This window comes from Alteromonas sp. S005, from assembly GCF_036864475.1.
Taxonomy (GTDB): domain Bacteria; phylum Pseudomonadota; class Gammaproteobacteria; order Enterobacterales; family Alteromonadaceae; genus Alteromonas.
The window spans coordinates 493579-518398 of the sequence record NZ_JAZETN010000001.1 but is presented as its reverse complement, the minus strand read 5'-3'; the positions used below and the strand labels follow the sequence as shown (position 1 = coordinate 518398).

Here is a 24820-nt window from a genome sequence, read left to right as displayed (position 1 = left end):
AGAAATTAATACGCTTTAAATCTTTTTTGCAAGGTTGTATTTCTAATGGCAACCTTGCTCATCTTTTCATACTCAATTACGCAGCCTAATCGCCTATGCAAAATGCAATATCTTGGTTTTCAGCGAAATCAAAGTGGTTTCGAATTTCTACCTACCTTGTCCTTTCCTATCTTACCTATGCCCTTCTATTAGGCGTAGTGACCCCTGCGGTGCTAGAGGCAAAGTTACCTAACCTAGTAAAAGAAAATACAGGTCGAAATGCCACGGTAAAAGATATTGCGATAAACCCTTTTCTATTGAAGGTAGGCATTACTGATTTTGTCATCTATCCAGACTCTAAACCAACAACCACCAGTGACAGTAACAGTGACGAGCAGAGTAAAAATAGCAGTGAAAGCGATGTCAAAAATAACGCGTCAAATAATCGCTTTTTTAGCATCGGTAATTTATCGCTAGACATTGGTTTCTGGCAATCCTTGTTTACTTTCACTCCTGCGATTGAGTCTTTAACTATCAATTCGCCATATGCAAAAGTGGCACGTTTAAATACCGATAACGATACTCAAACATTTAACTTTTCCGATATTCTCGCTCACCTTGAAAAGCGCAGTTCGAATGAGAAAAATGAAGAAGAAGACGTATCCGACGGGCAGATCCCTAGAATAACACTAGGTCTATTTATACTAAGTAACGGCCATATTGTTTTAGAAGATGAAGTTACCGATACTTTGCTTGATTACCCTGAATTGGACGTTGCACTGCAAGACCTAGATACACATGCTGTAATTAGTGTTAATGAAAATAGCCAAGCCGCGTTTAATCAATATCAGTTTGATTTACTTACCGCCGAGAAAGGTAAAATTTCCATCAAAGGTGAGTTCCAACTATCTCCATTTAAAATGGCTACAGACGTTGCGATAAGTGACGTTGCTTTGGCACCGCTTTGGTCACTATCAAAAAATTTGGTAGACGCGAAATTAGTAGACGGCACGGTTAACTTAAGCCTTCAGGCGCAGGCTTTTGAAGAAGAAGATGCATTTCAGTTTTTACTGGAAGGCGGTGAGTTTGCCCTCAACAACTTAGTGTTTAATTCCACAAGGCCATCATCCATATTATCTGCAGCGTCATCAAGTGCGCCAGATAGCGCCAGTATCTCGAAAGAGATCCTCGCCATCCCTTCATTTGCCGTTCACGACATAAACGTAAACGTCGCAGCGCAACAGGTAAATATTGCTAAAGTTGCGCTAAACGATGTCAGAGTGTCGGGCTTGTTTGACGAGACCGGGCTCAATTTACAGCGCCTGTTTACACCTAAAAGTCTGACCGCCTCTGCTACTCAAACAAGCGCCAATGCGAATACAAATTCACAGGAACTAGAGCAAGAAACGACATGGAAGGTTGCACTACAAAAGTTTGTATTCAATAACGGAACTATTGATATGCTAGAGCGCAGTATAAGTGATGGCACCTACTATAGAATTAGTCGATTGGGTATTGAAAGCGGTGAGATCACCACTGATTTATCTAAACCCATTTCTTATACCACAAGTCTACAAGTCTCGGCCGATACCCAAGCTTTTAGCAACACATCAAAAGGTACCCTGACAAGTAGCGGAAGCCTAGTAATTGCAGAACAAACGGTTAAAGGCAAAGCAGCCATTGAACAACTAGCACTTAATCAGTTTCAACAATATATCTCACCCTACGCCAACGTCACCCTCGAAAATGGGCTATTCAATCTAAATGTTGAATTTGACGCTGCAGTTGGTGATGAGGGAACTGAAACATTAATCGTTAAGGCAAATACGAAGGTTGCTGACTTAAGTGTTTTAGATGATGCCAAAGAGCCATTATTGCAATGGCAGTCATTAATAGTGGACGATATTAATTTTAACCACGCCTTAAACCAGCTAAGCGTAGACAATATTCAGTTACAGTCCCCTTTCGCTCGACTCATTATTGACGAAGCCAAGCAAACCAATGTGAGTAAGCTACTTGTTGCTTCAAAAGAAGACAACAAAGAAGAGCAACCCGCTAAAAATAATATCGCTGGCGAACCTGACGGCATGAACTCAACAAATTCGGCAGCATCTGCAACTAGCGAAAAGGCGACTTCAAACGCTCAAGAGCTCGCTATTGTCGTGAACGCTATATCAATAGAGAACGGTAAAGCCTATTTTGCTGACTACTCATTAACACCAAAATTCGCGTCGGCCATTGAGAGCCTAAATGGGAAAGTGACAGGCATAGACTCACGTTCAGATACGCCGGCCAATGTGGATATCACTGGAAAAATAGATAACTACGCACCGGTAAAACTAGCGGGCACCATTCACCCGTTCAAAAGTGATCTAGACCTAGATTTAAACTTCTCTGTAAAAGGCGCTGAACTTACATCGGTTAACCCCTATTCTGGCACCTATATGGGCTATTACATTGATAAAGGTTTGTTGTCATTAGCAGTGCAATACAAACTCAATGGTAAAGCGCTGGAAGGCAAGAATCATGTGGTTATCGATCAGCTAACCTTAGGTAAAGAATCTAATTCTGATCAAGCGCTAAGTTTGCCACTAGGTCTGGCTATCGCGCTGCTAGAAGATAGCAACGGCGTTATAGATTTAGGTTTAGATGTATCTGGAGATGTAGACAGCCCAGATTTTAGCTTTGGCTCCATAATCCTCAATGCTATTGGCAATATCATTACCAAGGCGGTAACCGCGCCGTTTACACTACTAGCAAATCTGGTTGGCAGTGACGATGAGCTAGACAGTGTTGCGTTTACGTTTGGAGAGCACAAGCTAAATGCTGAAGCCAAGGAAAAGCTAAACACCCTAGCTAAGGCCTTAAAAAAACGTCCTGGGCTAAGAGTGAACATTGAAGGTACGGTTAATGCGATATCAGACTCAAGTATACTGGCACAACGCCAGTTAAATGCCACGCTGTTCGCAAAAAGTGGGCTTGTTAACTCCACTACTACCACCGGCAGGTCAACTACGAACGGGAATACTTCTGCAGGTGGTGACATGGAAAATCAAATCTACAATGGTAGCTCCCAAGATGAACCATTAACTGGCAGCCGTATACCTCTGGAAGGCCCATTAGCCGACGCCCTTTTGTCACACTATACAGAGATGTTTACGCCAGACCTTAATCAAGAATATAAGAACATGTTGGCTCAGTTATACCCTGAGTTAGCAAGTGAAGGTAAAGATCTAAACAGTAGTGATGACTTTATTGATGAGATTAACGAAGAGGACGTGCAAAGAGCGCTGACGATTGCCCGATACAACAAGCTTCGTAATAGTATCGACATTCCTGAAAGTGAGTTAATTGAACTTGCCGACTTGCGCAGTAAAGCGGTAAAAAGCTATTTGGCCAACGAAGGAGAAGTTGAAGCAAACCGTTTATTTTTGCTAAATACCCAGCATGACTTACATACTGAAGTTAGCGGCGTTGAGTTAACCCTAGAAGCAAATTAGTAAACAAAAAGGGTAGCCAGTTTCGCTAGGCTACCCTTTTCCTCTAATACTTATTTGAAATTTCCAGCTAACTAAACGCTGCAAGCAACACGCCAGATCCCTTAAAATCTTTACGCTACTTTTTCAAGTGTGGCGCACAGGTTTCAGCAACTTTTGACGCGTCAAAAATCTCAATCCAATAGCCATCTGGGTCTTTAATAAATGCGATGCCTTTCATAGAGCCATCATTGAGGCCTTTTTGAAAAGGAACGTCGAGGGATTCGAATCTGGCGCAGGCGGCTTCAGCATCAGGTACATGAAAACCAATATGGCCAAAGCCCTTAGGTTCGGTATTGCCGTTGTGGTAGCTAACGGTTTCTGGCGTATCGCCCCAATTATGAGTTAACTCTAACATGGCCGGACGACCAAAAGTTTGCTGAGTACGTTCGTTTACATCGTCAGAAATATCAGAGAAATCATCACCTGCCGCCAAAAAATAAAGACTAAACTTCATTTCTTCAAAGTCTAGACGTTTAATGAGCGTCATCCCCATCACTCGCGTGTAAAAGTCTAACGAGCGCTTGGGTTCGGCAATGCGCAGCATAGTTTGGTTGAACACAAAGCCTTGTGTGGCGGCATCTTTCTCTTCATACAGGCCTTCGGCCTTATCGAAATGTCGGCTCATAATTTTTCCTTTTTACTTTATTGAAATAAATTTAGTTATTTTCCTTTTTAACTTCTCTTACAAAGTTAACTACTTTCGAGACAAATTCGTCGGTATCAAATACCGGATCGCCATGGCGATTACCTTTAGCAAGGAACAACTCATTTGGCACGTCAAACTGGTCTAGGCGGCGACTTAATAATTCGCTTTGCGTAGCGGGTACTACACCATCATCAAGTCCATGGAAAATAATAAAAGGCGGCGTTTCATTATCTATATAAGTGGTCGGCGAGGCTTCTCGCGCTAGGGCTTCGTTAACCAGTGGAGATTCACCCAAAAATTGAGCTTCTGCGGCATCAGGCGCGTCGTGATCCACTTTGCCGCTGTTGCCTCGCAAAGCCACAAGATCAGAAGGTCCAAAAAAATCAACCATACCGATTACACGGTAGCGCGGCTTTGCATTAAGAAACGAAACGTCGTCATTGTTTGATGTGGTCAAAAGCGAAGCCAGATGCCCACCCGCTGAGCGTCCCATCATGATCACGTGATCAGCGCTTAGTTTAAGATTATCGCTATTATCAACTAAGAAATTTATCGCATCGTTTATGTCGTTGGGTGCGGCAGGATAAATAGCCTCACCGCTAAGACGATAATTTACTGCCGCAACCGCAACACCTTCATTGAGCAAAGAAGCGACTAAATTACCATTTTTAGACAGAGTTTCGTTTTTACTCCCTCTCATCCAAGCACCACCATGAACCCATACGGCGAGTGTGGGGGCAGTTCCTAAGGAAGTTGGCATGTATAGATCCAGCGCTAAATCTTTGCCATTAACCGTCTTGTAAACTATCGACTGGGGTTTAATGTCGTCTAAATTAGCGTATGGCGTTTCGGTCTTTTCACTCTCTGTTTCTTTTTTATCGCTTTTCGTCGTACCGCACCCTACTAGCATTAGTGCTATGCCAAGAAGTGTAGCGAGCCCAAAAGTAAACCGCATAAATGACAGCTCCATTCAATATTGATTGAAGTCAGTAAGCCTAACAAGCTATCAAACTCTGGCAAATGGAAGCCATCTAGCGGTGAACTTTATTCACCGCTTTTTAGCAGGTAGCTCGCCCCACACAGACGTATTAGTTTGCTTCTTGCCTTTCTGCGCTTCATTGTTAGCACTTTGGCTAACTACGCGCTTAGCCTTGTTAGTTGCCGAAGATGTAACTCTTGGCTCATTAGTATGAGAGTTATTCCCGTTCGGATTTCCTTTGATGCGTTTTCTATCGTTTGTCCGATTTTTTTCTGACACATTAGCGGCTGGCTTGTTAAGACTTGTTTGCGCGCTGCGGCCAGTACCTGATGAATCTGGTCGATATTTTTTCACCATACCCTGCAGTAAATTACGAACCACTTGATCGCCTGCGGGTTTGTAATTGCGGTGGTCTGGCTTTCTAAAAAGTGCAGAAAGTTCACTTTTGCTAATTCTAAAGCCAGCCAATTGAAGTACTTCAATCATATCTTCATCTTTGTAACTCATTGCTATACGAATTTTGCGAAGTACTTCGTTATTACTTAATCGCTCTTTTGGTCCAAGCTCTTTGGGTGCTTGCCCTTCTTGTCGACCTCGGTTCTTTATAATCAATCCATCAAGAAAAAGCGCGATAATCTTATCTCGACACGGCAAATAGCCAACTTCATCTTCTCGCTTCATTACGGCATGTAAATAGTCAATTTCCATATCGTAGTTAACCAATTTGAAAATGCTAATAGCAGCGGTATCGTTTATAGCTAACGCATAACGAAGGCGACGTAGAACATCGTTGTGAATCATGTAAGTAGGCCTGAAAGGTGAGGTCGCCAATAAGCGGCATAGATTAAAGGTGTAGAGCCATCCGCTCTTTTTAACATTTTACACCACTTAAGCATTTGCATCTATCTCGGGCTTAAAAGTAAGCGACATCAATTGGCTCAAGGTGAAACCAAATTAATTTTCATGGCGTAAGGATATTGTAAATCTCGTTACGCTCATTTCTCTGGAGTACTGAAATTGAGCTTATTGGTAAAAGGACACTTCCATGGCAACGTTAAATCTCAATGGGAAAGACGTCGGTCTTCCTGAGGATCCGCGAACTACACTGTTAGATTTTCTTCATCAACATTTATCACTGTTTGGCACTAAAAAAGGCTGCGATCACGGTCAGTGTGGCGCATGTACTGTTATTGCTGACGGAGAGCGCATTAACGCGTGCTTAGTGTTTGCATTTCAGCTAGAAGGCGCTGAAGTCACAACTATTGAAGGTATAGGTAACGGTACTGGTAAAGGTGAAGATGAAGCGCTTCATCCCTTACAACAGGCTTTTATCGAGCGCGATGCGTTTCAATGTGGCTACTGCACATCCGGTCAGATATGTTCAGGGGTATCTTTACTTCGCGAGTTGAGTAATGAAGACCCTAGCGCTGTGACTTACAGCCGCTCTCGTAATAGCAAAGCATCTCTCAAAGAAGACATTAGCGAACGCATGAGTGGTAATCTTTGTCGATGTGGTGCTTATCCAAATATTGTGGACGCAATCACAGATGTCATCGCTTTGGAGAAACAATAATGCAGCCATTTAATCTCCATCATTACAACGGCGAAACTCCATTAGCTAATTACCCCCTAGACAATACTTCACGCTTTTTAGCCGGCGGTACCAACCTGATAGACTTAATGAAGCTACAGGTAGAAACGCCTCAGACTCTCGTAAGTCTAGCGAAATGGGGAAACGCTAACACTATCAGCGAAGACGACAATCACTATTATATTGGCGCCATGGTGACTAATTCTGACTTAGCGAAGTTTGCTCATACGCAACCCTCACTGTCTTTGCTTGCACAAGCTTTATTAAGTGGAGCAACAGTTCAACTTAGAAACCGTGCGACGACGGCCGGCAACTTACTACAGCGTACCCGCTGTTATTACTTCTACGATACAACGAAAGCCTGCAATAAAAGAGAGCTTGGGACTGGCTGTAGTGCTATTAATAGCATGAATAGAATTCATGCTATTTTTGGCACCAGCGACCATTGTATTGCCACCCACCCTTCTGACATGGCGGTGGCCATGATGGCCCTAAATGCACAAGTGCATATCCAGCAACCTAATGGCAGCACTCGCCAAATTTCGCTAAGGGATTTTTATCGTGAACCGGGCGACACTCCACACATAGAAAATCAGTTACATGAAGATGAACTTATCACCCATGTCAGCATAGAGAAGAAAGCTAACGGCACGCAGTACTACCACAAAGTACGAGACCGTTCTTCGTATGCATTTGCCCTTGTGTCTGTTGCCGCTGGCTTAAAAATTGACGATGGACGAGTTAAAGACCTTACGCTTGCTTTTGGTGGTGTAGGCACCAAGCCTTGGTACCCGCAAAAGGCGATTCGTGTTCTTGAAGGCGCAGAAATAACGTCTGAGGTTATATCGCAGGCGGCTGAAGCTGAATTATCAAGCGCGAAAACTTACGGCAGTAACGATTTCAAACCAGAACTATTGCGCAGGACGTTAGAAAAAGTGCTTTTAGAGATAGCAAAACATCAGGAAAAGCACCCCGAGCATGAAGGAGCTTTATATGACAACGCATAACGTTAAAACCGTAGGCACGTCAGTTAGCCGGGTGGATGGCGCGGCAAAAGTGACAGGGCAAGCAAGGTATGCTGCTGAGCATATGAGCGAGCGCACGCCTTTAATAGGCTGGGTTGTATCAAGTGATACTGCTGCAGGTGAAATCACGAGCCTTAATACAGAGCAAGCGGAACAGGCCGATGGCGTACATGCAGTTATCACGTATAAAAATGCAGGTACTCTTAAGCCATTTAGCAAGCCTGCGGATGAAAGCCGGTTCACTCAAAGTCGCGCAGTCCTTAACGAACCTCACATTCGACATTTTGGTGCGCCCGTAGCATTAGTTATTGCTGATACGTTGGAGCAAGCACGCTATGCTGCAAGTCTAGTCAGCTATACCATAGATGGTAAAAGACCAGACTTACTCACAGAGTTTGATGATGCTAATCAAAAGCCTGAGTCATTAGATGGTGGGTTTGAGGCTGACGCATTAAGCGGAAATAAACCACAGCAAAGCGATATTCGCGCAAGCGTCCACACAACCTATACCACGCCAAGCCAAATCTCGGCCGCTATGGAGCCTCACGCTACGGTTGCCGATTTTAAAGATGGCAAGCTTGAGGTTTATTGTAGCGTGCAAATTATTGCAACGGCTGTAGAAGCGCTCGCGATTACCCTAGAAATGGAACCAGAAAACATTGTAGTACAAAGCCCCTTTGTAGGTGGTGGCTTTGGCTCTAAGCTAGGTCTTCATTTTGATGCTACGCTCGCTTGTATAGGGGCTAGGCATTTAGAGCGCGCAGTAAAGGTGGTGTTAAGTAGACGGCAAGTCTTTTATAACACTCCTCACCGCGGTCACAGTACTCAGCACATAAACCTTGCGTCTGGTGATGACCATGCACTGTTAAGCGTACAGCACAAAAGCGCCATGCCAAAAGCAAAAGGCTATGAATTTGCCGAAGCAACAGGTGCTGGCGCACGGGTTACCTATAAATCACAGTTTATTGAGAGCACGCATAGGGTTAAAGACGTAGACCTTCCGCTTATCGACTCTACCCGCTCTCCCGGAGATGCCATTGGCTCTCTTGCTTTTGAGTCGGCTGTTGATGAACTTGCTCACGAAGCAGGTATTGACCCACTTACATTTCGCATAAAGAACCTGCCTGTCGTACACCCTATGAAAGGCACGCGGTTTACCACCCACAACTTAGGTGAGTGCCTTCGCCAAGGCGCGCAAAACTTCAAGTGGCAGCACAAAGCACAGCCCACACCGGGTAAAAAAATCGGTCATGGCGTAGCGAGCGCTATGCGTATGAATGTGTTGGTGGAAAGTTCAGCTGAAGTTGAATTAAGTGCCAATGGTGAAGTAACGGTTCGCACTGATATGACAGATATTGGTACAGGCACCTACACTATTCTTACACAAATTGCCGCCGATACTCTGAATACGTCGGTAGACAATGTCACAGTAAAACTAGGCGATAGCCGCTACCCCGCCTCATGCGGTTCGGGTGGTTCATTTGGCGCTGCGAGTTCTGGCTCGGCGGTTAAAAGAGCGTGTGAAGCGCTCATCACTAGTATCAAAAGCTCCCTCCCCCCTGCCCATAGCAAATCTGACATGCAGATTTCAGATGGAGAAATAAAGTTGGTGCCAAACGTACAAGATGACGGTGAAAAAGCCTCTAAGCCGCAATTACTTGCCAATTTCATGTCTGAAAACGACTTCCCAATATCAGCAATGGGTAAAGTATCCGGCGATGATACAAGCGATGATGAGCAATATTCTTGCGGCGCGCACTTCGCGGAAGTTGAGGTAGATGAATACACAGGTGAAGTTAGACTTCTTCGTCAGTACGGCATGTTCAGTGCGGGGCAAATTTTGAATATAAAAACTGCATCTTCTCAGATAAAGGGAGGAATGGTTTGGGGCGCAGGCTATGCGCTTACTGAAGGGATCCATCACCATAGGGACACGGCAAGCTTTGTAAATCCAGATTTTGGTGAATATCATGTGGCAGTCAATCGCGACATTGCCGAAGTTAGCTTGGATTTCTTACAAGAGGCAGATTATGCCGCATCGCCAGTAGGCGCAAAAGGTATTGGTGAACTAGGCATTACTGGTGCCGGTGCCGCTATCGCAAACGCAATTTATGATGCATGCAAAGTGCGGGTACGAGACTTCCCCATTACCATGGATAAAATAATCGCAGGTAAAAACTAAGTAATAAAAAAGCGGCCTAAAGGGCCGCTTCTATGCTCGTTATTTCAAATGTCTATCAAAAAAGTCTACCGTTCGACGCCACGCTAATTCAGCATCTTTGGGGCTGTAACGACTTGTTGAATCGTTGTGAAAGCCATGCTGTGCTCTGGCATAAGTAAAAGCTTCATACTCAGCGTCTTTTTCCTCTAATATGGCTTTATAGCTCTCCCATGTGGCATTCACTCGCTTATCGTTCTCAGCAAAGTGAATCAATAGAGGACCCTTTACCTGGTCGACTAGCGGCTGCTTGGCTGGTGTGCCGTAAAAAGGAACAGCAGCGTCTAACCTATCAGGTATGCTGGCGGCTAGAAAATTAGCAATATACCCACCAAAGCAAAAACCTACCACGCCAAGCTTACTTGTGGTTTTTTTGTGATCTTTTAACCACAGCGCTGCCGCTACCATATCTTGCTCTATTTTGTCCCTATCAAGGCTCTTTTGCATAGCGCGGCCGTCATCATCATTTCCCGGATAACCACCTAACGGAAACAGCGCATCCGGGGCAAAAGCGACATAGCCTTGCTTAGCAAGCCTTCTGGCTACATCTTTTATATAAGGATTTAACCCGCGGTTTTCGTGCACCACTAAAACGCAAGGCGCCACGCCAGATTCAGGTAAGCTCGTGGGCTGCACTAAATAACCGCCGCCCTCTCCATGGCCTTTGGGCGATGAAAAAACTTCGTAGGTAGCTTTAATTGCTGGGTCGTTAAACGACACTTGCTCTGCTTTGGCGTAGTCAGGAGTAAGTGCACCACCAATAGCGCTCACGGTGAGGCCAGCAACTGAAAGGGAAGCAAGGCGAGTTAGAAACGTGCGACGGTCTATATCCCCGTGGGCATATTCATCGTACCAATCGAACGCCTCTTGAGGGATGTTAAGTTCTTTTTGTTGCGATGCTTCTTGCGATACTTCTTGCAATACTTTTCGCGGTTTTGGGGTGTTATTTTGCTTCATTTTTTGAAACCTTAAGTTTACACCGCTCAGCATTGATAATTGCCCCCTCACTGGGTATTAATCTTTGCTGAGTGGTATTAAGTGGTAGCACAAACACCGTGCCCCGAAAAATGTCGATAATATCTACTGTACGTGGGATAGCCAAAGAAGCAAGGCACGATTCCCTTTTAAGGCAATAGCCCTCATGTCACATAAGCTTAGCAACTTATTGCCACCAAGACGCGGCAACTTGAATTGGAGAAGGGTCGTTAGCATGGGATATCCAGACAACAAGGGCGCGTTTTGTGGTGTCTACATGCGAATTGCTAGGCAAAGGCAGGCTTGTCTCATACTGAAATCCGCGAGTGTTGTCAGTTTCGCTACTTGCCACCGCTTTTTCATAATCTAGCACAACAAAATCATGAGTTAGCTTACGCCCTGCGTTCTCACCCCGCTTTACCGATGTTTCTATGCCAAAGCCCAGTAATGCCGTATGTACCGTTAGTGAAGGATTATCCTTGCTGGCGTTTGCTTTATTGAACGTCACGTCTATGTTGCCGTTTTCTACCGAAGCATGAAGTACGCCAGACAGAGGGACGGTTTTGTTCGGTAACTGCTGTCCACGAAACCAACCGTTCCAAGCGCGACCATTTAAGGCAAAACCGGGCGTGGCAATAGTGCTGGCTTTGCCTACGCGCTTATAGTCTCGTTGCCTTTGACTAAAAGCGCTATCAGCAAACGGGTCTTTCCAACCAAGGTAATCCCAGTAGTCCACATGAAAGTTTATAGGAACCAACTCTGTCCATAATTTATCGCTATCTACAAAGCCCGAAATCCACTTTTCTGCTGGGGGACAGCTGCTACAGCCTTGAGACGTATATAGCTCTAAAACTGTCGTTTGATTAGGCGTACTGGTAAGTAAAAAAGGGGCTTCCGATGCTGCTCGCGGCTCAGGTTCAGGTTCATCGTTCATACTTTCCCGAGAATGAAGCGCAAAAGCAGCCTCTACGATGAGGTTCTTCGAAGCTTGGCTAGGCAACTTTTTTAAGCCGTTTTCTTGAAATTTTGTGGTATTGGTCTGTTCCGGCTGTGCATTAATACGCCAGTCGTAATCAATAAAGCGAAGCTTGTAGTTGGCAGGAATTGGTTGCTCGATATATTGGTTAATGTACTGGGGTAAATCTTTGGCTTTGCCCGACGCAACAAAGTCCTCTGTGTAGAAGTCTAATATTTCTGATACATACACTCGTTTGCGTTTATCATCCAAATAGAAGTGCTTTGGCTTGTTGAAAAATTCATAGGTAAGCTGTCCTAGCGTTTCATTTAATGACTCTGGGTAAAATGGCGTTTTAGGTAGTCGTGGACAATCTTTCACCATGCAGTTAAGGGCGAAGTGTATTCTTGGTTCGTTAAGCGGCCTTATAACATCATTTTCATAGTCGTATAGATTAGTGACCTTCCCACCAATCACCACATCCCGAAACTTAAAAAAAGCGGCGCGAGAGAAGAAACTTGTAAAGCCATCCGGAATACCTTTTTCAATCACGCCAAACATTGCCAATGCATTGTAACTATTGATGTGATAGCTCATTACTTCTTCTGGCGAAGTGAATAATTCAGGTGTTGCGGTTGGGCTAGCAAAGCCGATAAAGGTCACAACATTTTCGAGCGGCGCAATATCCTCAGACAAGCCTTTAAAATTAGTTCGTCCTTCTTCATCAACATAATTTGCTAATACATACTCCCAGTCTTGAGTCGCTCGTTTGTAAGCTTGCTTCAGCATAAAAAGCGCTTGGGTTTCAGCGTTAGCAGTCATTGAACTTACTTCATTTGGCTTTTCGCTTGCACTTACACTTTGTACAAAAAACAACAGGGAAAACGCTAGAACCCATGAAACAAACACCCGCAAAGCGTCACCGAAAGCGCTGTTAAACTTGAGCGAATTAGAATACTGCATGGCTTCTTCCTTACCCTATTTGCTGAAGTTTGTTGATTTAAGGGAACGCTACTTGGTCTAGCGCCAAGATCGTTATTTACCCCGTGAGTTAGCTCCTGGTTTACATCGCTAACTGGCTTACTGCTTGATTCATTCGATGACCTTTCGTTGGGTTCGTGAATCGGCTTATCATCGGCAAGCAGTCGAATAGGGATCACGTTATCCTCTCGATAACGCTCTCCCAATGGCTGGTATTGCTTTACCTGCCCGCGATGGTTGGTGTACGAAAGTGGTTTCAATATATGTTCGTCGCGCTCGGCGTTGTGTTTACACATTGATACAGGGCCATCTGCTGTCATTACCATAAACGAACACGCATCAATTCTGTCCTGCTGCAGCGCACTGGCATCCATAAAGTTTTGAACGAAAAACGACAGCTTGTGCACTCGCCCGCGACTGTTAATTAAACTAGTGCGCATTTCTAACAGCTTTGCCGATGTTGCCTTTGCTAACCGCCAAATCCAGTGAGGGCGCAAAAGTAAAGCTTGAATGTAATCTCTTACTATTTTTGCCTTACCATGCTGCCGGGTTGTTTGTATGTGCTTAAAGTCTTCAATAAATTGCGCAAACAATTGCGCGTTATCAACTACCGAATAGACTTGATTATCGGCAACTAAAGTGGGCATGTAGCTATGACAATCACTATGACCTATACGTACCTTTTCCCATGGCAAAACTTTAGAAATTGTTTTTTCGATTGCCGCTTTTACGGTAAGCGGGTCGACCACATCCGTTCGTGCGCCCCACTCGCCTCGTCCGGTTTCAGCTTGTAGCTGAAACGAAGCAAAACTTACCGCATCTGCGTGCTGTACAAAAAAATCCACCAGCATGGGCAGTTCTTTGAAATTATCGGTGTGTACTGTGGTATTAAAAATGATCATGAGCCCCAAACCTTTGGCTCGTTCTATGTATTCTTCACGAATAGCATTTAGCGACTGCTCATCATCATAACCTTTGCGTTCTTGGGTGGTGTCTACGTGAAATGCAACGTCGTTAAGCCCAGCTTCGGCAAGCTCAATGAGTAGGCCTCTAGTGGCAGCAATACCGTTTGTAAATAGCGCCGTATGTAAGCCAAGCTTATCTGCATAAGCAACAATATCGATAAGCTCGCTGCGTTTTCTTAACGTAGGGTCGCCCCCAGTAATTTGCACGCTGGTTCCAGGCCCATAGTGTTTGAGCACATTGGCTAATCGCTTGAATACTTCTTGAATGGGAATATCACGAACTGCTTGCGAATGCTCTGACAAATAGCATAAGGTGCAATCAAGATTACATTTTTGCGTGATTTCAACAGCAACACAGCCAATGGTATGTGTTCGCCCCAAAAGTTGATTGGGAGTAAAATGTTCACCCATTCGCTTTCGTGTAGAAGCAAGCTGTTGATTTCTTGTGATACTAGGGGAGCACGTCATTTCAATGTGCCTTTTTCAAACTACTCAGTATCAACAAAGACCTTTTACACTTAAAAATACTTTCAAGGCATGCCGTTTTTTTGCACTAGCCACATTGTTTTATTGTGTAATAAGTCATGCAGAAACTAGTGAAGCACAATTCAAAATAGCAACACCATTGAGCGCGTTCGAAGAAGTGAAAAGCCTAATCTTTTCTGACCCTTACTCAAGCCTTCCGCAATATGAGGTGTCGCGCAAACACTTTGACGTCAACGGCGAGAATGTACTGCTGAAACACGCTCAGAGAACCCTTTCATCTAATGCAAACTTTGTCGAATTAGATACCAGTCATAAGCTACTTCAAGCCAACGGAATTTGCTTTGCCGGTATATGGAGGATGAGTCAAATCAGTCCTTACTCTGGGCTTTTTCAAGCGGGCACAGAGGTACCTGTTATTGTTAGGGCATCCGTCAGTTTAAGCGGAACAAAACAACGCGATAAGCGTGCATTTGGAATAGCAATTAAGCTTTTCCCTTATGCCCATAGTGCACTTACTGAGAACATATTTCTTATGCACTCCCTTGGCGGTACAAAAACAAAGCATGTTGCAAACTTGCCTATGACTAACGAACCAGCGCTTGGTGAGCTGCCGCCCTTTAGCCAGTTGCTTACCGCCTATCGATTGGAAAGCGACCTTGAGAAAGCCGATAAAGCGTTTAGCGGTAAAAAAGCCAATGCGCGGTTTAGACCCGTTTCTCATTTAGCTGAGGTAAAGATTGGTGATGCACACCTAAGGCCGGCGCAGCATACAGAAGAAAGTACGCCAAAGCTGAGCCTTTCAGCGCCAACTACTTCGAAACAAATGAAGATAGAGCGCGAACTTGAAGTAAAAAGCAAAGCTGATACACAAACCGAAATACAAGACCTTCACTGGCTAAGAGCTGCATTAAGCCCAGATATACCGCTGGTAGACAAAGATGACTTTCGAGACGAGCTTTCGTTACAGCATTATCCTAATCAGGCGCTGTCTTGGGTTTTATCTGCTGCGAATTTTAACGAAGCAGGAATAGATAAAGCGCGTTGGCAAGAAATTGGCGAAATTATATTAACCGAGTCGGTTGTTTCACTTACTTGCGATACAAAGCTTCACTTTAATCACCCCGCAATCAAATGACACTGGATAATTCCGTTTAAACGGATAAACATCGCGCTAGACGGTTTTTACTGCCTATCAAGATTACCGTATAGTATTCGGTGTATTTATCGTTTTGTTTTAAGTGTTGTTTCATGTCCGCTTCCTTTCGCAAAAACAGTCGCAAGTACAGTCGCAGTATTCACTTGTGGCTGTCACTGGTTATTTTTATCCCTGTGATCATTGTTATCGCTAGCGGCTTGTTATTGCAGGTTAAAAAAGAATTCGACTGGATCCAACCGCCTACGCAAAAAGTGCAAAAAGGCCAAAACAGTACGCCAACGCTGCCCTTTGAGGAAGTGCTTGATGCTGTAAAGCAGGTGCCTCAGGTCAACTTAAGTACGTGGGACGATATCGACCGTTTAGATGTTCGCCCCGGAAAAGGCATCATAAAAGTACGCGGCAAGAACCACTGGGAAGTACAGCTTGATGCGCAAAGCGGCGACGTACTTCAGGTTGCTTACCGCCGCACAGACACCATCGAAGCTATTCATGACGGCAGCTGGTTTTTTGAAGGCGCCAAATTATGGCTGTTTCTCCCCGCTGCCCTTTTACTTTTTGTACTGTGGGTAACCGGCCTTGTTATGCTGTACAGCACCCTGAAAAGCAAATATCGAAAAAAGAAATACCGCCAGCCGCTTAATAACTCATAGTTGGTAAGTGATGGCTAGCTGTACACTTTCCCCTTGAGCAAACGCGGCTTTGTCATCGGCGCTGGTGTAATAACGTTGATTGGTGAGGTTACTCCAGCTTGCTTGAAGTTGAATATCCTCACCTAACTGCCAGTTTGCGCCAATATCTAGGGTAAGAACATTGCTAAGGGCTCGTTCGCCATCTGCAATGTCTGTCTTACTGGCTCGATAGCTTAGTACCGTAAAAAAGCGCGTGTCTTGCCAATTAACACCTACATCTAGGCGCTGATTGTTTGCCGGTATATCTGCAATGGTATTTCCCAAGTTATCTTCACCGCTAATCCACATGCCACTAAGTCGAGCATCTACGATGCTATCTTGTGATTGCCAGCTAACCTGATAGCTTGCGCCTTCTATGGTTGCACTATCTAAATTAGCATATTGAAGTACATCTTCAGCAACAGTAATTCGTTCAATATAGTTATCAATTTGCTGATGAAACACTTCAATCGAGCCCTGAATGTGTTTTGCGCTATAGGCCACGGTTAGCTGTTTATTAAGGGCTTGTTCGGTTTCAAGCTGTGTACTACCCAGCACCGTACCCCGAGGCGTTTCTCCAGTAAAAAAACGCTCAGTTAACGATGGGTTTCGAAATGCACTAGAAACATACACGCTAGCTGACCAATGGGGAGAAAGCTGATAATTTGCGCCCAGATAGCCACTAAAATTCGTGGTTGATTGCGACCTACTGGGCTGGGCATTATTAGGCTGAGCTTCATTAGGCTGAGTTGGGCTGCCACTTGAATCATCAGACTGTCGCTGCCAATCAACCCTTGTACCGATGCCAAGTGAAAGGCTTTGCCACTGGCGTGAAGCATCAACAACGGCTGCAGTATTAATTTCACTGGCGTCAAGCGTACGGACTTCATAAGCTAGGTCGGACTTAAATGAACCTAGTGAAAAGTCTGAGGCCGCAGTGTTGGGCATTACGATTTCTGCTGGCGTTAACGTAAACTCCCTTTCATCAGCCACAACGCCTTCCCGACCGGATAGCTGAAGCTGCCAGTTTACATCCCAGTCTTTTAATTGCGTATCTGTATTGATATTTAAGCCATAATCAAACGCCTTGTTTTCACTGTCATTTATACGACTGCCTGGTCGTAACACCGAAGTATCAAGTGTTGATTTATGCCACCAGATATTCCCAGCAAATAAATTATCTTCAAACGCTATTTTACCGAGCCAGTGGGTATTATCTGGGTAGATTGTTCTTCTGCTTTCAGGGTAGTCACTGCTGGATTTACCTATATCATTGTTATCTGAATATAGTGTCCAGGCTTCTTTTACAATACTGTTGTCAGGTCTATGCCTGAGAAACAGTCCTGTTTGCTCAAATTGATCAAGCAGTGTATTTCCGTTTGCATCCTCACCGTTATTCGCGCTTCTATATGAAATGTTCCAATCTGTAACCCCAGACTTTTCTGTGCCGTTTGCGCCATTTTTGCTGCCATAGGCAGCACTGGTACCGGCATAACTCACGGCTTTCATCTGCTGATTACTGCTGTAACCTACTTTTAAGTAGGACTTTTGCAGTGATTCAAGCTGTAAGTTCACCGCGCCGCCAATAGCGCCCGAGCCTAGATAAGTGGAAGCAGCACCCGGTAATACCGTAGCTGATGAAATAAAATCAGACGGAACAAAGCCTACACTTGAACCTGCGCGCCTATCGCTGATGATAGGTACGCCATCCAGCAAGGTTTGAATGCGCCACCGCGAATACCCTCGTACATTAATACTTTGTATCTGTCCCCCCTGCCCATTTAGCGATACTGACGGCGATTGAAGCAGGACATCATTAGTGTGCAGCGGCGAAACCAAACTTTTTTTATCAAATTTATATTGAGGAAATATGCGTGACAGCGCCTCGTCATAATAAGGGCGCGTAGCCGTTACTGTATAGCGTTCAACGCTTTTGGGTGGTTCACTTTGGGCAAAACTCGGTGTCGCTAACAGTGATAACAAAAACGCTGCAAAAAGCTTTGGGAAACATATAGATGGCAAAGTAATAGATGCAGGCAAACCTGATGAAATTTCAATTAACGTTGAAGGACGTTGAGCTGGCAAAAAAGAAAACAATAAAGGTCTCACTAGCCGATACGTACGAATGATAGAAGTACGTACCGAAAAATTTGGTTAAAAATAAAAAGAAAAACGCGGCAGTAGTGCTACTGCCGCGTACTAAGCCCAACTAGACTAAAAATTAGGCTAGTCGGCTGCTATTTTGCGATGACAGGAAGACCAGAAGTCCAAGGGCCACCGGCATCAACCACAGCTTGTTGCAGCTTAGGTACAGCAGTGTCTTGCAAGGTGCTGATACGCGTCACTACGCTATCTAGGCTGTCTTGAGCATAACCAAGCTGATCTTTGTGCTGCTGTGTCGGCCCATAAGATGAACCTAACGCAGAACGTGCATAACGCAGGCGACTCATGATATTCGCCGGCTTGATGCCCATTTTATCGCGAGATTTAAGACCGTAAAACGCTCTATTCACTTCGTTTATCTCGTCTTGAATCGCAGCAAATTGGGCTTCAAGTTTAGCCACATCATTTGGCGTGCGGTCTATAGCTGTGCGCAACAGAGCCATTGTATCTTTAAGCTGCGTCAGCACTGTCGTTGAAGAAAGTGCACGTTTTTGCGCTGTGCTTACCTTATCTGAATAAGCAGTAATTTCTTCATAAGTAGCACCTTCAAGCGCACCCTGAACAATAGGCTTAAGTTCAAACGAAACAGGTTCAGAAAGTTGTGTAACTTTGGCATTAACGCGCTTAAACAAGGTAGCAGTGTAGGTGCCTGGCAACGCCATCAGACCTCTGTCTTTGCTTTCTTTATCCGTTAGCGGACTCGTCGATGTGTGCTTCATATCCCAAGTGATGCGATGTAAGCCTTTATTAACTTTACCCTCAACGCGCTTTATAACGTCTCCACCGCTGTCGCGTACCTCAACATAAACCGCAGGCGCCGCTTCTTGGTTCTCTGCTTCCACAGCTTCCCAGCTAGGGTATTTTGGGTACTTCTTATCCTCTATTAACTTCTTCTCTGCTTCTTGGCGTTTTTCTTTTGCCGTAAGCAAACTGTCTTTCAGGTAATAAGTGAAAGTTGCACCATGCTCAGGGTTTTCTGCAACAAAGCGGTCGTCGCCGTCAGAGTCAGTATGATTGTCATCTAGCTGGAACCATTTAACTGGGCGGCTTGGGCCAAACAAAATGGCATCTTGCTGCATAGACTTCTCAGTCAATGAACGCAGCGGCGCATAGTCATCAAGAATGTAGATACCACGACCAAAAGTACCGGCCACTAGGTCATTCTCTCGGCGCTGTATTTTAACGTCGCGGGTTGAGATGGTCGGCATACCACCGTCAAGCTCTACCCAATCTTTACCGCCATCTACCGAGAAAAATACACCGAACTCTGTACCGATAAAGAGCAAGTCTTTGTTCACATGGTCTTGCACTATACGCCAAACAAGATGCTTCTCAGGCAGGTCTTCAGCAAGCGATGTCCAGCTTTTGCCTAAGTTAGTCGATTTAATAAGATAGGGTTTATAGTCGCCATATTTGTGATTATCTAGCGCCACATATACAGTATTTGGATCGAACAAGTCAGCGCGAATATCATTCACATACGAATTAGCAGGAATGCCTCTGATATCGTCTAACTCAATCTTTTTCCACGATTTGCCGCCGTTAGTTGTAACTTGGATGATTCCATCGTCGGTGCCTACCCATAGAATATTTTCATCCACTGGGCTTTCAGCAAAGTTGGCGATGGTATGAAATTCGGTCATGGCATATAAGTCCCAACCGGCTTCTACCGACCAAGTGCGCCCCATCAATGGCGAATGCATACGATTACCGTTTTTTGTTAAATCGCCTGATACCGGCGTCCAGCTGTCGCCGCGATCATCGCTTCGCCAAACACGCTGCGATGCAAAGTAAATACGCGCTGGGTCGTGCGCTGAAACATTTATCGGCGCGTCCCAGTTGTATCGTTCTGCCGGGTCGCCTGGAAGTGGCTGAGGTTTAATATAAACCCCTTCGCGAGTCTTCATATCTACGCGAGTTAAATTACCCTGCTGCCACTGAGAATACATAATATCGGGGTTGCCTGGCTCTACCGCTGGGCCGTGTCCGTCACCGCCTAACGTTAAGAACCAGTCTTTGTTCTTTATACCTTCTTCTCGCATAGTGCGTGAAGGGCCGCCTTGTGTTGAGTTATCCTGCGCACCGGCGTAAATCTTGTAAAAAGGCTTTGAATCGTCTGGCGCAACTTTATAGAACTGGGTCAACGGCAAATTAGCCATAAAACGCCAGTTCGCCATTCTGTCGTGAGACATATAAATACCGCCATCAGACCCCATTAAAACAAAATCTGGGTCAGTGGGGTGAAACGCCATGGCGTGGTCGTCTACGTGCTTGCGTTTAGTATTAATAGGCGTCCATGTTTTACCGCCATCATCTGATACTTTACTGTAGTTACTCGCGATATAGACACGGTCAAACTGATGCTGGTCCGCGAAAATTTCTTGATAATAGTGAGGACCAGTTCCGCCGCCAACTTCATCAGACATTTTAGTCCAGCTAGCGCCCTGATCGGCTGAACGATAAAAGCCACCACCGCGATTATCAGTTTCAATAGTGGCATAGATAACATCAGGGTTTATAGGCGATATAGCCATACCAATTTTACCCATATTGCCTTTTGGCAACCCTGTTTTAAGCTCAGTCCAGGTTTCGCCACCATCGTTAGAAGTATGAATACCTGCGCCTTCGTTTGTGCCTACGTAAGCACCAATTGAGCGTTGACGTGCCCACGTTGCTGCGTAAAGTTTATCTGGGTTGCGCGGATCAATAAGTAAGGATGTTACGCCCGTCCATTTATCAGCAGGCTTAAGTACTTGCTTCCAGTTTTCTCCCCCGTCGGTAGTTTTATACAAGCCGCGCTCGCCACCACCACTCCAGAGAGGACCTTGCGCTGATACCCACACGATATCTGGGTTAGTAGGATGAATAATAATGTCTGAAACGTGCTCTGACTTCGACAGCCCCATGTTTTTCCAGGTCTGTCCGCCATCCAATGACTTGTAAACTCCGTCGCCGAAGCTGATGTGTCGACCGCCATTATTTTCGCCAGTTCCTACCCAGATAATGTTTGAGTTACTTGGCGCAATGGTTACATCACCAATGGAATAAACAGGCTGGTCATCAAAGATGGGTTCCCACGTTGTACCTGCGTTGGTGGTTTTCCACACGCCGCCAGAACCTACTGCGGTGTACCATGTAGACGGGTTGTTCTGATCTATGGCAATATCGGCTATTCGGCCGGACATATAGGCAGGCCCAATGTTTCTAAGCTCCATGGCTTCAAAGGTTGAGCTACTGAATATGCCGTCGCTATCGTCTTTATCTGCGTAGGTGGGTGAGCATGAAAGTGCAATTGACACCGCAACTGCCGCTTTAAGAAGCTTTCTCATTATTATTATCCAATGTGTGTTGGTAGAGCATGGCGCTCTGTTTAAATTTTAGTAAACCAGTTATAGCATTACTAATAATTGCTTGAAGTTACAATGTAACACACGACCAACAGCACAATAGTAGAGTTAAATACATTCAGCACTTACTATGCTTTCTTTAATATTTTAATTAATAAACAGCAAAACCAGTAAGATATGCTCAATAGTCTCGAAGTGCCCCCAGTGCTTTTAACTTGTATATTAAGAGCGTCAAATTCATCACGAAAAGAATAACAAATAGCCAACCTTCGCCTATCGAAAGAGCGATACGCAAAGTTAATGTTATAGCTAGTGGTTACCGTATTAGTAAGCATCGCTTTAGTTTTTTACAGAAGCTACGCCGCGTCGCGCCGTAAAAATGCAGAGCTTCACTATCTTGCTACTCACGAAGCGCTTTTCTTTTCAAAGGCAAACGGACGCAACCAAGTTAACGCTTATAGCGCTAACTTGGCAGCGTCTATCAGCATAACTCAAGCAGCCTGCGGTCTTCAGGGGATTAAACTAACGAACAAATTTCTTAGAACGTAACAATGTCGTCGTCTTTTAAATGGCCTACCACCGGGCTTGATTCTGCATCTTCAAATGCCTCATCAATGGCTTTGAACCTAGCCATAGTCACCTTGCGATAGTTTGGGTGGGTGTAAATATACGTTTGTTTTGATTGAAGGGCTTCTATTACACGCTCTGCTAACAGCGAAGCAGATATACCCGACTCAACCGCTTTAGTTGCCGCTTGGGCACCAGCTTTAAGCTTTTCTTTATCAATCCGTTTTTCAGCCGCTACGGCGTATTTTTCTTGCCTATTTCTGTATGACTCGTGAATACGGGTTTTCACAAATGCTGGGCACAATACCGAGGTATGAATACCAAAAGGTTTCAACTCTGGCACCCAGCTTTCCGTCATAGATACAACCGCTGCTTTTGAAGCGCAATAAGCCCCTGCATACGGCATTCCCATCATTCCCGCCATGGACGCCACGTTTAATACCCAGCCGCCTTCACCATGTTCCTTAATAGCAGGCACACATGCTTGTGTGCCGTAAAGCACACCCATTACGTTAACATCCATAACCCATCGCCAGGTTTCATGCTCTGAGTCTTCTACTTTTCCCGGTGTACCACCTACACCAGCATTATTAATGACCATGTGTACCTTGCCGAATTTTTCTTTAGCATTGGTAACAATATCTTCCCATTGAGAATGGTCGGTGACATCAAGAGCGCAGGTCAGTACGTCAAAGCCTTGTTCACGCAGCGCATTACCCGACTCTGTCAAAACCCCATTATCAATATCGCCCATGACGATGTTCATGCCCTGCTTTGCCAGCGCTTCAGCCAACGCTAACCCTATGCCACCGGCGGCACCCGAAATAATGACGGTTTTACCCGCAAATTCATTAGACATTCTACACTCCAATTATTGTTATAGCGCCGCAGGCTTGTCGTATTGAGTCTCTCCACATCCACATAAGAGAAGTCTTTTCGTTCAATTAGCTTACGCTTTTTAAGCACTTCAGCGCTTCTGATCACAATTAGATTATGAATAAACTAGTAGAGAAAATACTTTATTTGGCTAATTAAGAATGCTTCACGAAATTGATAGGTCAGATAATGGTAAACGGGGTTACCCAATATGATGGAAGAGATAATTACGCGAAAACCGGTGACTCGGTAGTGAAAAAGGCAGCCCGTTGACTGCCTCTTCTTTCAAGTCTTTAATCTGCCTAAAACTTTTATTTAGCGGGCATCACATAAACTTCACGCACACATGCTGAGTCGTCTGCGCTTAGTGCAAACAATACCGACTTCGCAATGTCTGCTGGCTGAAGTTTATCTTCCTTAGGCTCGTCAAAAAATGGCGTGTTTACCATTCCGGGGCAGATAGTGGTGCATCGACCGCCCCACTCACGCATCTCTTCAGCAAGATTTTGCCCCAAGCCATAGGCGAACCATTTGCTAGCACCGTAAACAGAACCCTTAATGGCAATTCTTCCGGCAACAGAACTAGTAATAATAAAGTGGCCCTTTGTCTTACGAAGATAAGGTAAACTTGCTTTAGCGGTATAGAGTAAACCGTTGACGTTAGCTCCTAACATGCCATCCCAGTCTTCTACATCGCCTTGTTCGATACCCGCTGCTTTTGCGCCGCGCCCAGCATTGGCAAATACGCCATCTAGACGACCAAAATGTTCATGTACATGCTCAAATGCGCGGTTCACGTCGTCAATGTCACTCACATCAGTCTTGATGGCGCGCGCATTGTCTTCGCCCAAATCGTTGACTAATTCATTTAACTTATCTTCACTGCGCGCCAAAAGCGCAACTTTGTAACCTTTATCAACTAGCTGCTTTGCTGTTTCTTTTCCGATACCGCTAGAAGCACCTGTAATTGCAATAACTTTGTCGCAAGGTGTCGTGTTAGACATATTGTCTCCCGTTTTAACTTATAGAAATTGTTGTGTATCTCTTTCTCTCACAGCTTATTGCCATTAAGAAAAGCCAAAAGTACGAAAGACACTATGCAATCATCTTACTAATTTGATCGACAAAGGCTGGGATATCGTTAGGGTTTCGGCTGGTGACTAATTTATCGCTTACGACTACTTCTTCATCTACCCAATCCGCGCCTGCGTTTTTCAAATCCGTTTTAATGCTAGGGAATGAGGTTAGCGTTGCACCTTTTGCTAAACCCGATTCCACTAGTAGCCATGGTCCATGACAAATCGCACCTACCGCTTTGATGCTATCAGTGTTATTTGCGTTCTTAATAAAGTTCACTGCATCTTCGTTGGTACGAAGTACGTCAGGGTTTATCTGACCGCCCGGAAGAACAAGAGCGTCGTAATCACCAAGGTTTGCCGATGATACCTGCAAATCAACCTTAATGTCTTTGCCCCAATCGTCTTCATCCCATGCTTTAATAGAGGTTTGATCTTCAATGGATAAAACATCAACCTGTGCACCACGCTCAGTAAGCATATTTTTAGGCTGGACCAACTCACTTTGCTCAAAACCGTTGGTTGCTAAAATGGCAATTTTTTTACCCTGAAGATTTTGAATGTTACTCATACTTGTTACTCCTTTTCATAGTTCTATCGAACACCCGTAGCACCACTTGAGCCAGTA

The 24820-nt window shown here is 44.8% G+C and carries 18 protein-coding genes; 7 read left to right on the top strand and 11 right to left on the bottom strand.

Annotated elements, in window-relative coordinates; genetic code table 11:
- Positions 1–95 precede the first annotated feature (95 nt).
- Entirely contained in the window at positions 96–3479 is a 3384-nt protein-coding gene (locus V7R55_RS02145) for a DUF748 domain-containing protein (RefSeq protein ID WP_334056923.1), read from the top strand.
- A gap of 115 nt (positions 3480–3594) precedes the next feature.
- Here V7R55_RS02145 and gloA read toward each other — a convergent pair whose 3' ends face one another.
- The 3 genes from gloA to V7R55_RS02130 form a co-directional block, all read right to left on the bottom strand.
- The gene (gloA, locus tag V7R55_RS02140) at positions 3595–4143 is read right to left on the bottom strand and encodes a lactoylglutathione lyase (protein ID WP_334056921.1); all 549 of its coding nucleotides are present in this window, start codon (positions 4141–4143) and stop codon (positions 3595–3597) included.
- 31 nt (positions 4144–4174) lie between these two features.
- A complete protein-coding gene (locus V7R55_RS02135; RefSeq protein WP_334056919.1) occupies positions 4175–5119 on the bottom strand; it encodes an alpha/beta hydrolase in 945 nt (314 codons plus the stop codon).
- 93 nt (positions 5120–5212) lie between these two features.
- Positions 5213–5944 carry a DUF1456 family protein gene (locus V7R55_RS02130; RefSeq protein WP_334056917.1) on the bottom strand — a complete coding sequence of 244 codons (732 nt, stop codon included), beginning with the start codon at positions 5942–5944 and terminating at the stop codon, positions 5213–5215.
- Positions 5945–6188: 244 nt separating this feature from the next.
- On the opposite strand from V7R55_RS02130, the gene V7R55_RS02125 reads away from it, so the two are divergent.
- From V7R55_RS02125 to V7R55_RS02115, 3 genes are read left to right on the top strand one after another with little or no spacing between them, the layout of a single operon-like run.
- Positions 6189–6716 (top strand): (2Fe-2S)-binding protein, encoded by a 528-nt coding sequence (locus tag V7R55_RS02125; RefSeq protein WP_334056915.1) that lies wholly within the window; start codon positions 6189–6191, stop codon positions 6714–6716.
- Positions 6716–7741, top strand: coding sequence for an FAD binding domain-containing protein (locus V7R55_RS02120; RefSeq protein ID WP_334056914.1), 1026 nt, complete (start codon positions 6716–6718; stop codon positions 7739–7741). The genes V7R55_RS02125 and V7R55_RS02120 overlap by 1 nt, the downstream gene beginning before the upstream one ends.
- On the top strand, positions 7728–9941 hold the full coding sequence (locus V7R55_RS02115; RefSeq protein ID WP_334056912.1) for a xanthine dehydrogenase family protein molybdopterin-binding subunit: 2214 nt from the start codon (positions 7728–7730) through the stop codon (positions 9939–9941). Before V7R55_RS02120 ends, V7R55_RS02115 begins: the two co-directional genes overlap by 14 nt.
- Positions 9942–9980: 39 nt before the next feature.
- Here V7R55_RS02115 and V7R55_RS02110 read toward each other — a convergent pair whose 3' ends face one another.
- The 3 genes from V7R55_RS02110 to V7R55_RS02100 all read right to left on the bottom strand — a co-directional run bounded on the left by V7R55_RS02110 (position 9981) and on the right by V7R55_RS02100 (position 14264).
- Positions 9981–10934: a dienelactone hydrolase family protein gene (locus V7R55_RS02110; RefSeq protein WP_334056910.1), complete on the bottom strand. Its 954-nt coding sequence runs from the start codon at positions 10932–10934 to the stop codon at positions 9981–9983.
- 205 nt (positions 10935–11139) lie between these two features.
- Positions 11140–12870 carry a DUF1223 domain-containing protein gene (locus tag V7R55_RS02105; protein WP_334056908.1) on the bottom strand — a complete coding sequence of 577 codons (1731 nt, stop codon included), beginning with the start codon at positions 12868–12870 and terminating at the stop codon, positions 11140–11142.
- A complete protein-coding gene (locus V7R55_RS02100; protein WP_334056906.1) occupies positions 12795–14264 on the bottom strand; it encodes a radical SAM protein in 1470 nt (489 codons plus the stop codon). Before V7R55_RS02100 ends, V7R55_RS02105 begins: the two co-directional genes overlap by 76 nt.
- Before the next feature lie 214 nt (positions 14265–14478).
- Between V7R55_RS02100 and V7R55_RS02095 the strand changes: the two genes are divergently transcribed.
- The gene (locus V7R55_RS02095; RefSeq protein ID WP_334056903.1) at positions 14479–15474 is read left to right on the top strand and encodes a hypothetical protein; all 996 of its coding nucleotides are present in this window, start codon (positions 14479–14481) and stop codon (positions 15472–15474) included.
- 113 nt (positions 15475–15587) lie between these two features.
- Entirely contained in the window at positions 15588–16145 is a 558-nt protein-coding gene (locus V7R55_RS02090) for a PepSY domain-containing protein (protein ID WP_334056902.1), read from the top strand.
- On the opposite strand, the gene V7R55_RS02085 is transcribed toward V7R55_RS02090, so the two are convergent.
- Together V7R55_RS02085 and V7R55_RS02080 are read right to left on the bottom strand one after the other, a co-directional pair.
- Positions 16140–18260: a TonB-dependent receptor gene (locus tag V7R55_RS02085; RefSeq protein ID WP_334056901.1), complete on the bottom strand. Its 2121-nt coding sequence runs from the start codon at positions 18258–18260 to the stop codon at positions 16140–16142. The two genes, V7R55_RS02090 and V7R55_RS02085, sit on opposite strands and share 6 nt — an antisense overlap.
- A 140-nt stretch (positions 18261–18400) precedes the next feature.
- The gene (locus tag V7R55_RS02080; RefSeq protein WP_334056900.1) at positions 18401–21655 is read right to left on the bottom strand and encodes a WD40/YVTN/BNR-like repeat-containing protein; all 3255 of its coding nucleotides are present in this window, start codon (positions 21653–21655) and stop codon (positions 18401–18403) included.
- 330 nt (positions 21656–21985) lie between these two features.
- On the opposite strand from V7R55_RS02080, the gene V7R55_RS02075 reads away from it, so the two are divergent.
- Positions 21986–22222 carry a hypothetical protein gene (locus V7R55_RS02075; protein ID WP_334056898.1) on the top strand — a complete coding sequence of 79 codons (237 nt, stop codon included), beginning with the start codon at positions 21986–21988 and terminating at the stop codon, positions 22220–22222.
- Here the strand turns inward: V7R55_RS02075 and V7R55_RS02070 are convergent.
- The 3 genes from V7R55_RS02070 to V7R55_RS02060 form a co-directional block, all read right to left on the bottom strand.
- The gene (locus V7R55_RS02070) at positions 22212–23099 is read right to left on the bottom strand and encodes an SDR family NAD(P)-dependent oxidoreductase (protein ID WP_334056896.1); all 888 of its coding nucleotides are present in this window, start codon (positions 23097–23099) and stop codon (positions 22212–22214) included. The genes V7R55_RS02075 and V7R55_RS02070 overlap by 11 nt on opposite strands.
- A 328-nt stretch (positions 23100–23427) precedes the next feature.
- Complete coding sequence (locus V7R55_RS02065) at positions 23428–24120, bottom strand: SDR family oxidoreductase (protein WP_334056894.1); 693 nt, start codon at positions 24118–24120, stop codon at positions 23428–23430.
- Between the two features lie 91 nt (positions 24121–24211).
- Positions 24212–24763, bottom strand: a complete 552-nt coding sequence (locus V7R55_RS02060; RefSeq protein WP_334056892.1) for a type 1 glutamine amidotransferase domain-containing protein — start codon at positions 24761–24763, stop codon at positions 24212–24214.
- Between the last annotated feature and the right edge of the window lie 57 nt (positions 24764–24820).

Bases quoted from the DNA above. Each gene is read 5' to 3' on its own strand.
- V7R55_RS02080 (WP_334056900.1), bottom strand. From the start codon at position 21,655: ATGAGAAAGCTTCTTAAAGCGGCAGTTGCGGTGTCAATTGCACTTTCA.
- V7R55_RS02105 (WP_334056908.1), bottom strand. From the start codon at position 12,870: ATGCAGTATTCTAATTCGCTCAAGTTTAACAGCGCTTTCGGTGACGCT.
- V7R55_RS02115 (WP_334056912.1), top strand. From the start codon at position 7,728: ATGACAACGCATAACGTTAAAACCGTAGGCACGTCAGTTAGCCGGGTG.
- V7R55_RS02100 (WP_334056906.1), bottom strand. From the start codon at position 14,264: ATGGGTGAACATTTTACTCCCAATCAACTTTTGGGGCGAACACATACC.
- V7R55_RS02125 (WP_334056915.1), top strand. From the start codon at position 6,189: ATGGCAACGTTAAATCTCAATGGGAAAGACGTCGGTCTTCCTGAGGAT.
- V7R55_RS02135 (WP_334056919.1), bottom strand. From the start codon at position 5,119: ATGCGGTTTACTTTTGGGCTCGCTACACTTCTTGGCATAGCACTAATG.
- V7R55_RS02145 (WP_334056923.1), top strand. From the start codon at position 96: ATGCAAAATGCAATATCTTGGTTTTCAGCGAAATCAAAGTGGTTTCGA.
- V7R55_RS02120 (WP_334056914.1), top strand. From the start codon at position 6,716: ATGCAGCCATTTAATCTCCATCATTACAACGGCGAAACTCCATTAGCT.
- V7R55_RS02130 (WP_334056917.1), bottom strand. From the start codon at position 5,944: ATGATTCACAACGATGTTCTACGTCGCCTTCGTTATGCGTTAGCTATA.
- V7R55_RS02070 (WP_334056896.1), bottom strand. From the start codon at position 23,099: ATGTCTAATGAATTTGCGGGTAAAACCGTCATTATTTCGGGTGCCGCC.
- V7R55_RS02060 (WP_334056892.1), bottom strand. From the start codon at position 24,763: ATGAGTAACATTCAAAATCTTCAGGGTAAAAAAATTGCCATTTTAGCA.
- V7R55_RS02065 (WP_334056894.1), bottom strand. From the start codon at position 24,120: ATGTCTAACACGACACCTTGCGACAAAGTTATTGCAATTACAGGTGCT.
- V7R55_RS02110 (WP_334056910.1), bottom strand. From the start codon at position 10,934: ATGAAGCAAAATAACACCCCAAAACCGCGAAAAGTATTGCAAGAAGTA.
- gloA (WP_334056921.1), bottom strand. From the start codon at position 4,143: ATGAGCCGACATTTCGATAAGGCCGAAGGCCTGTATGAAGAGAAAGAT.
- V7R55_RS02090 (WP_334056902.1), top strand. From the start codon at position 15,588: ATGTCCGCTTCCTTTCGCAAAAACAGTCGCAAGTACAGTCGCAGTATT.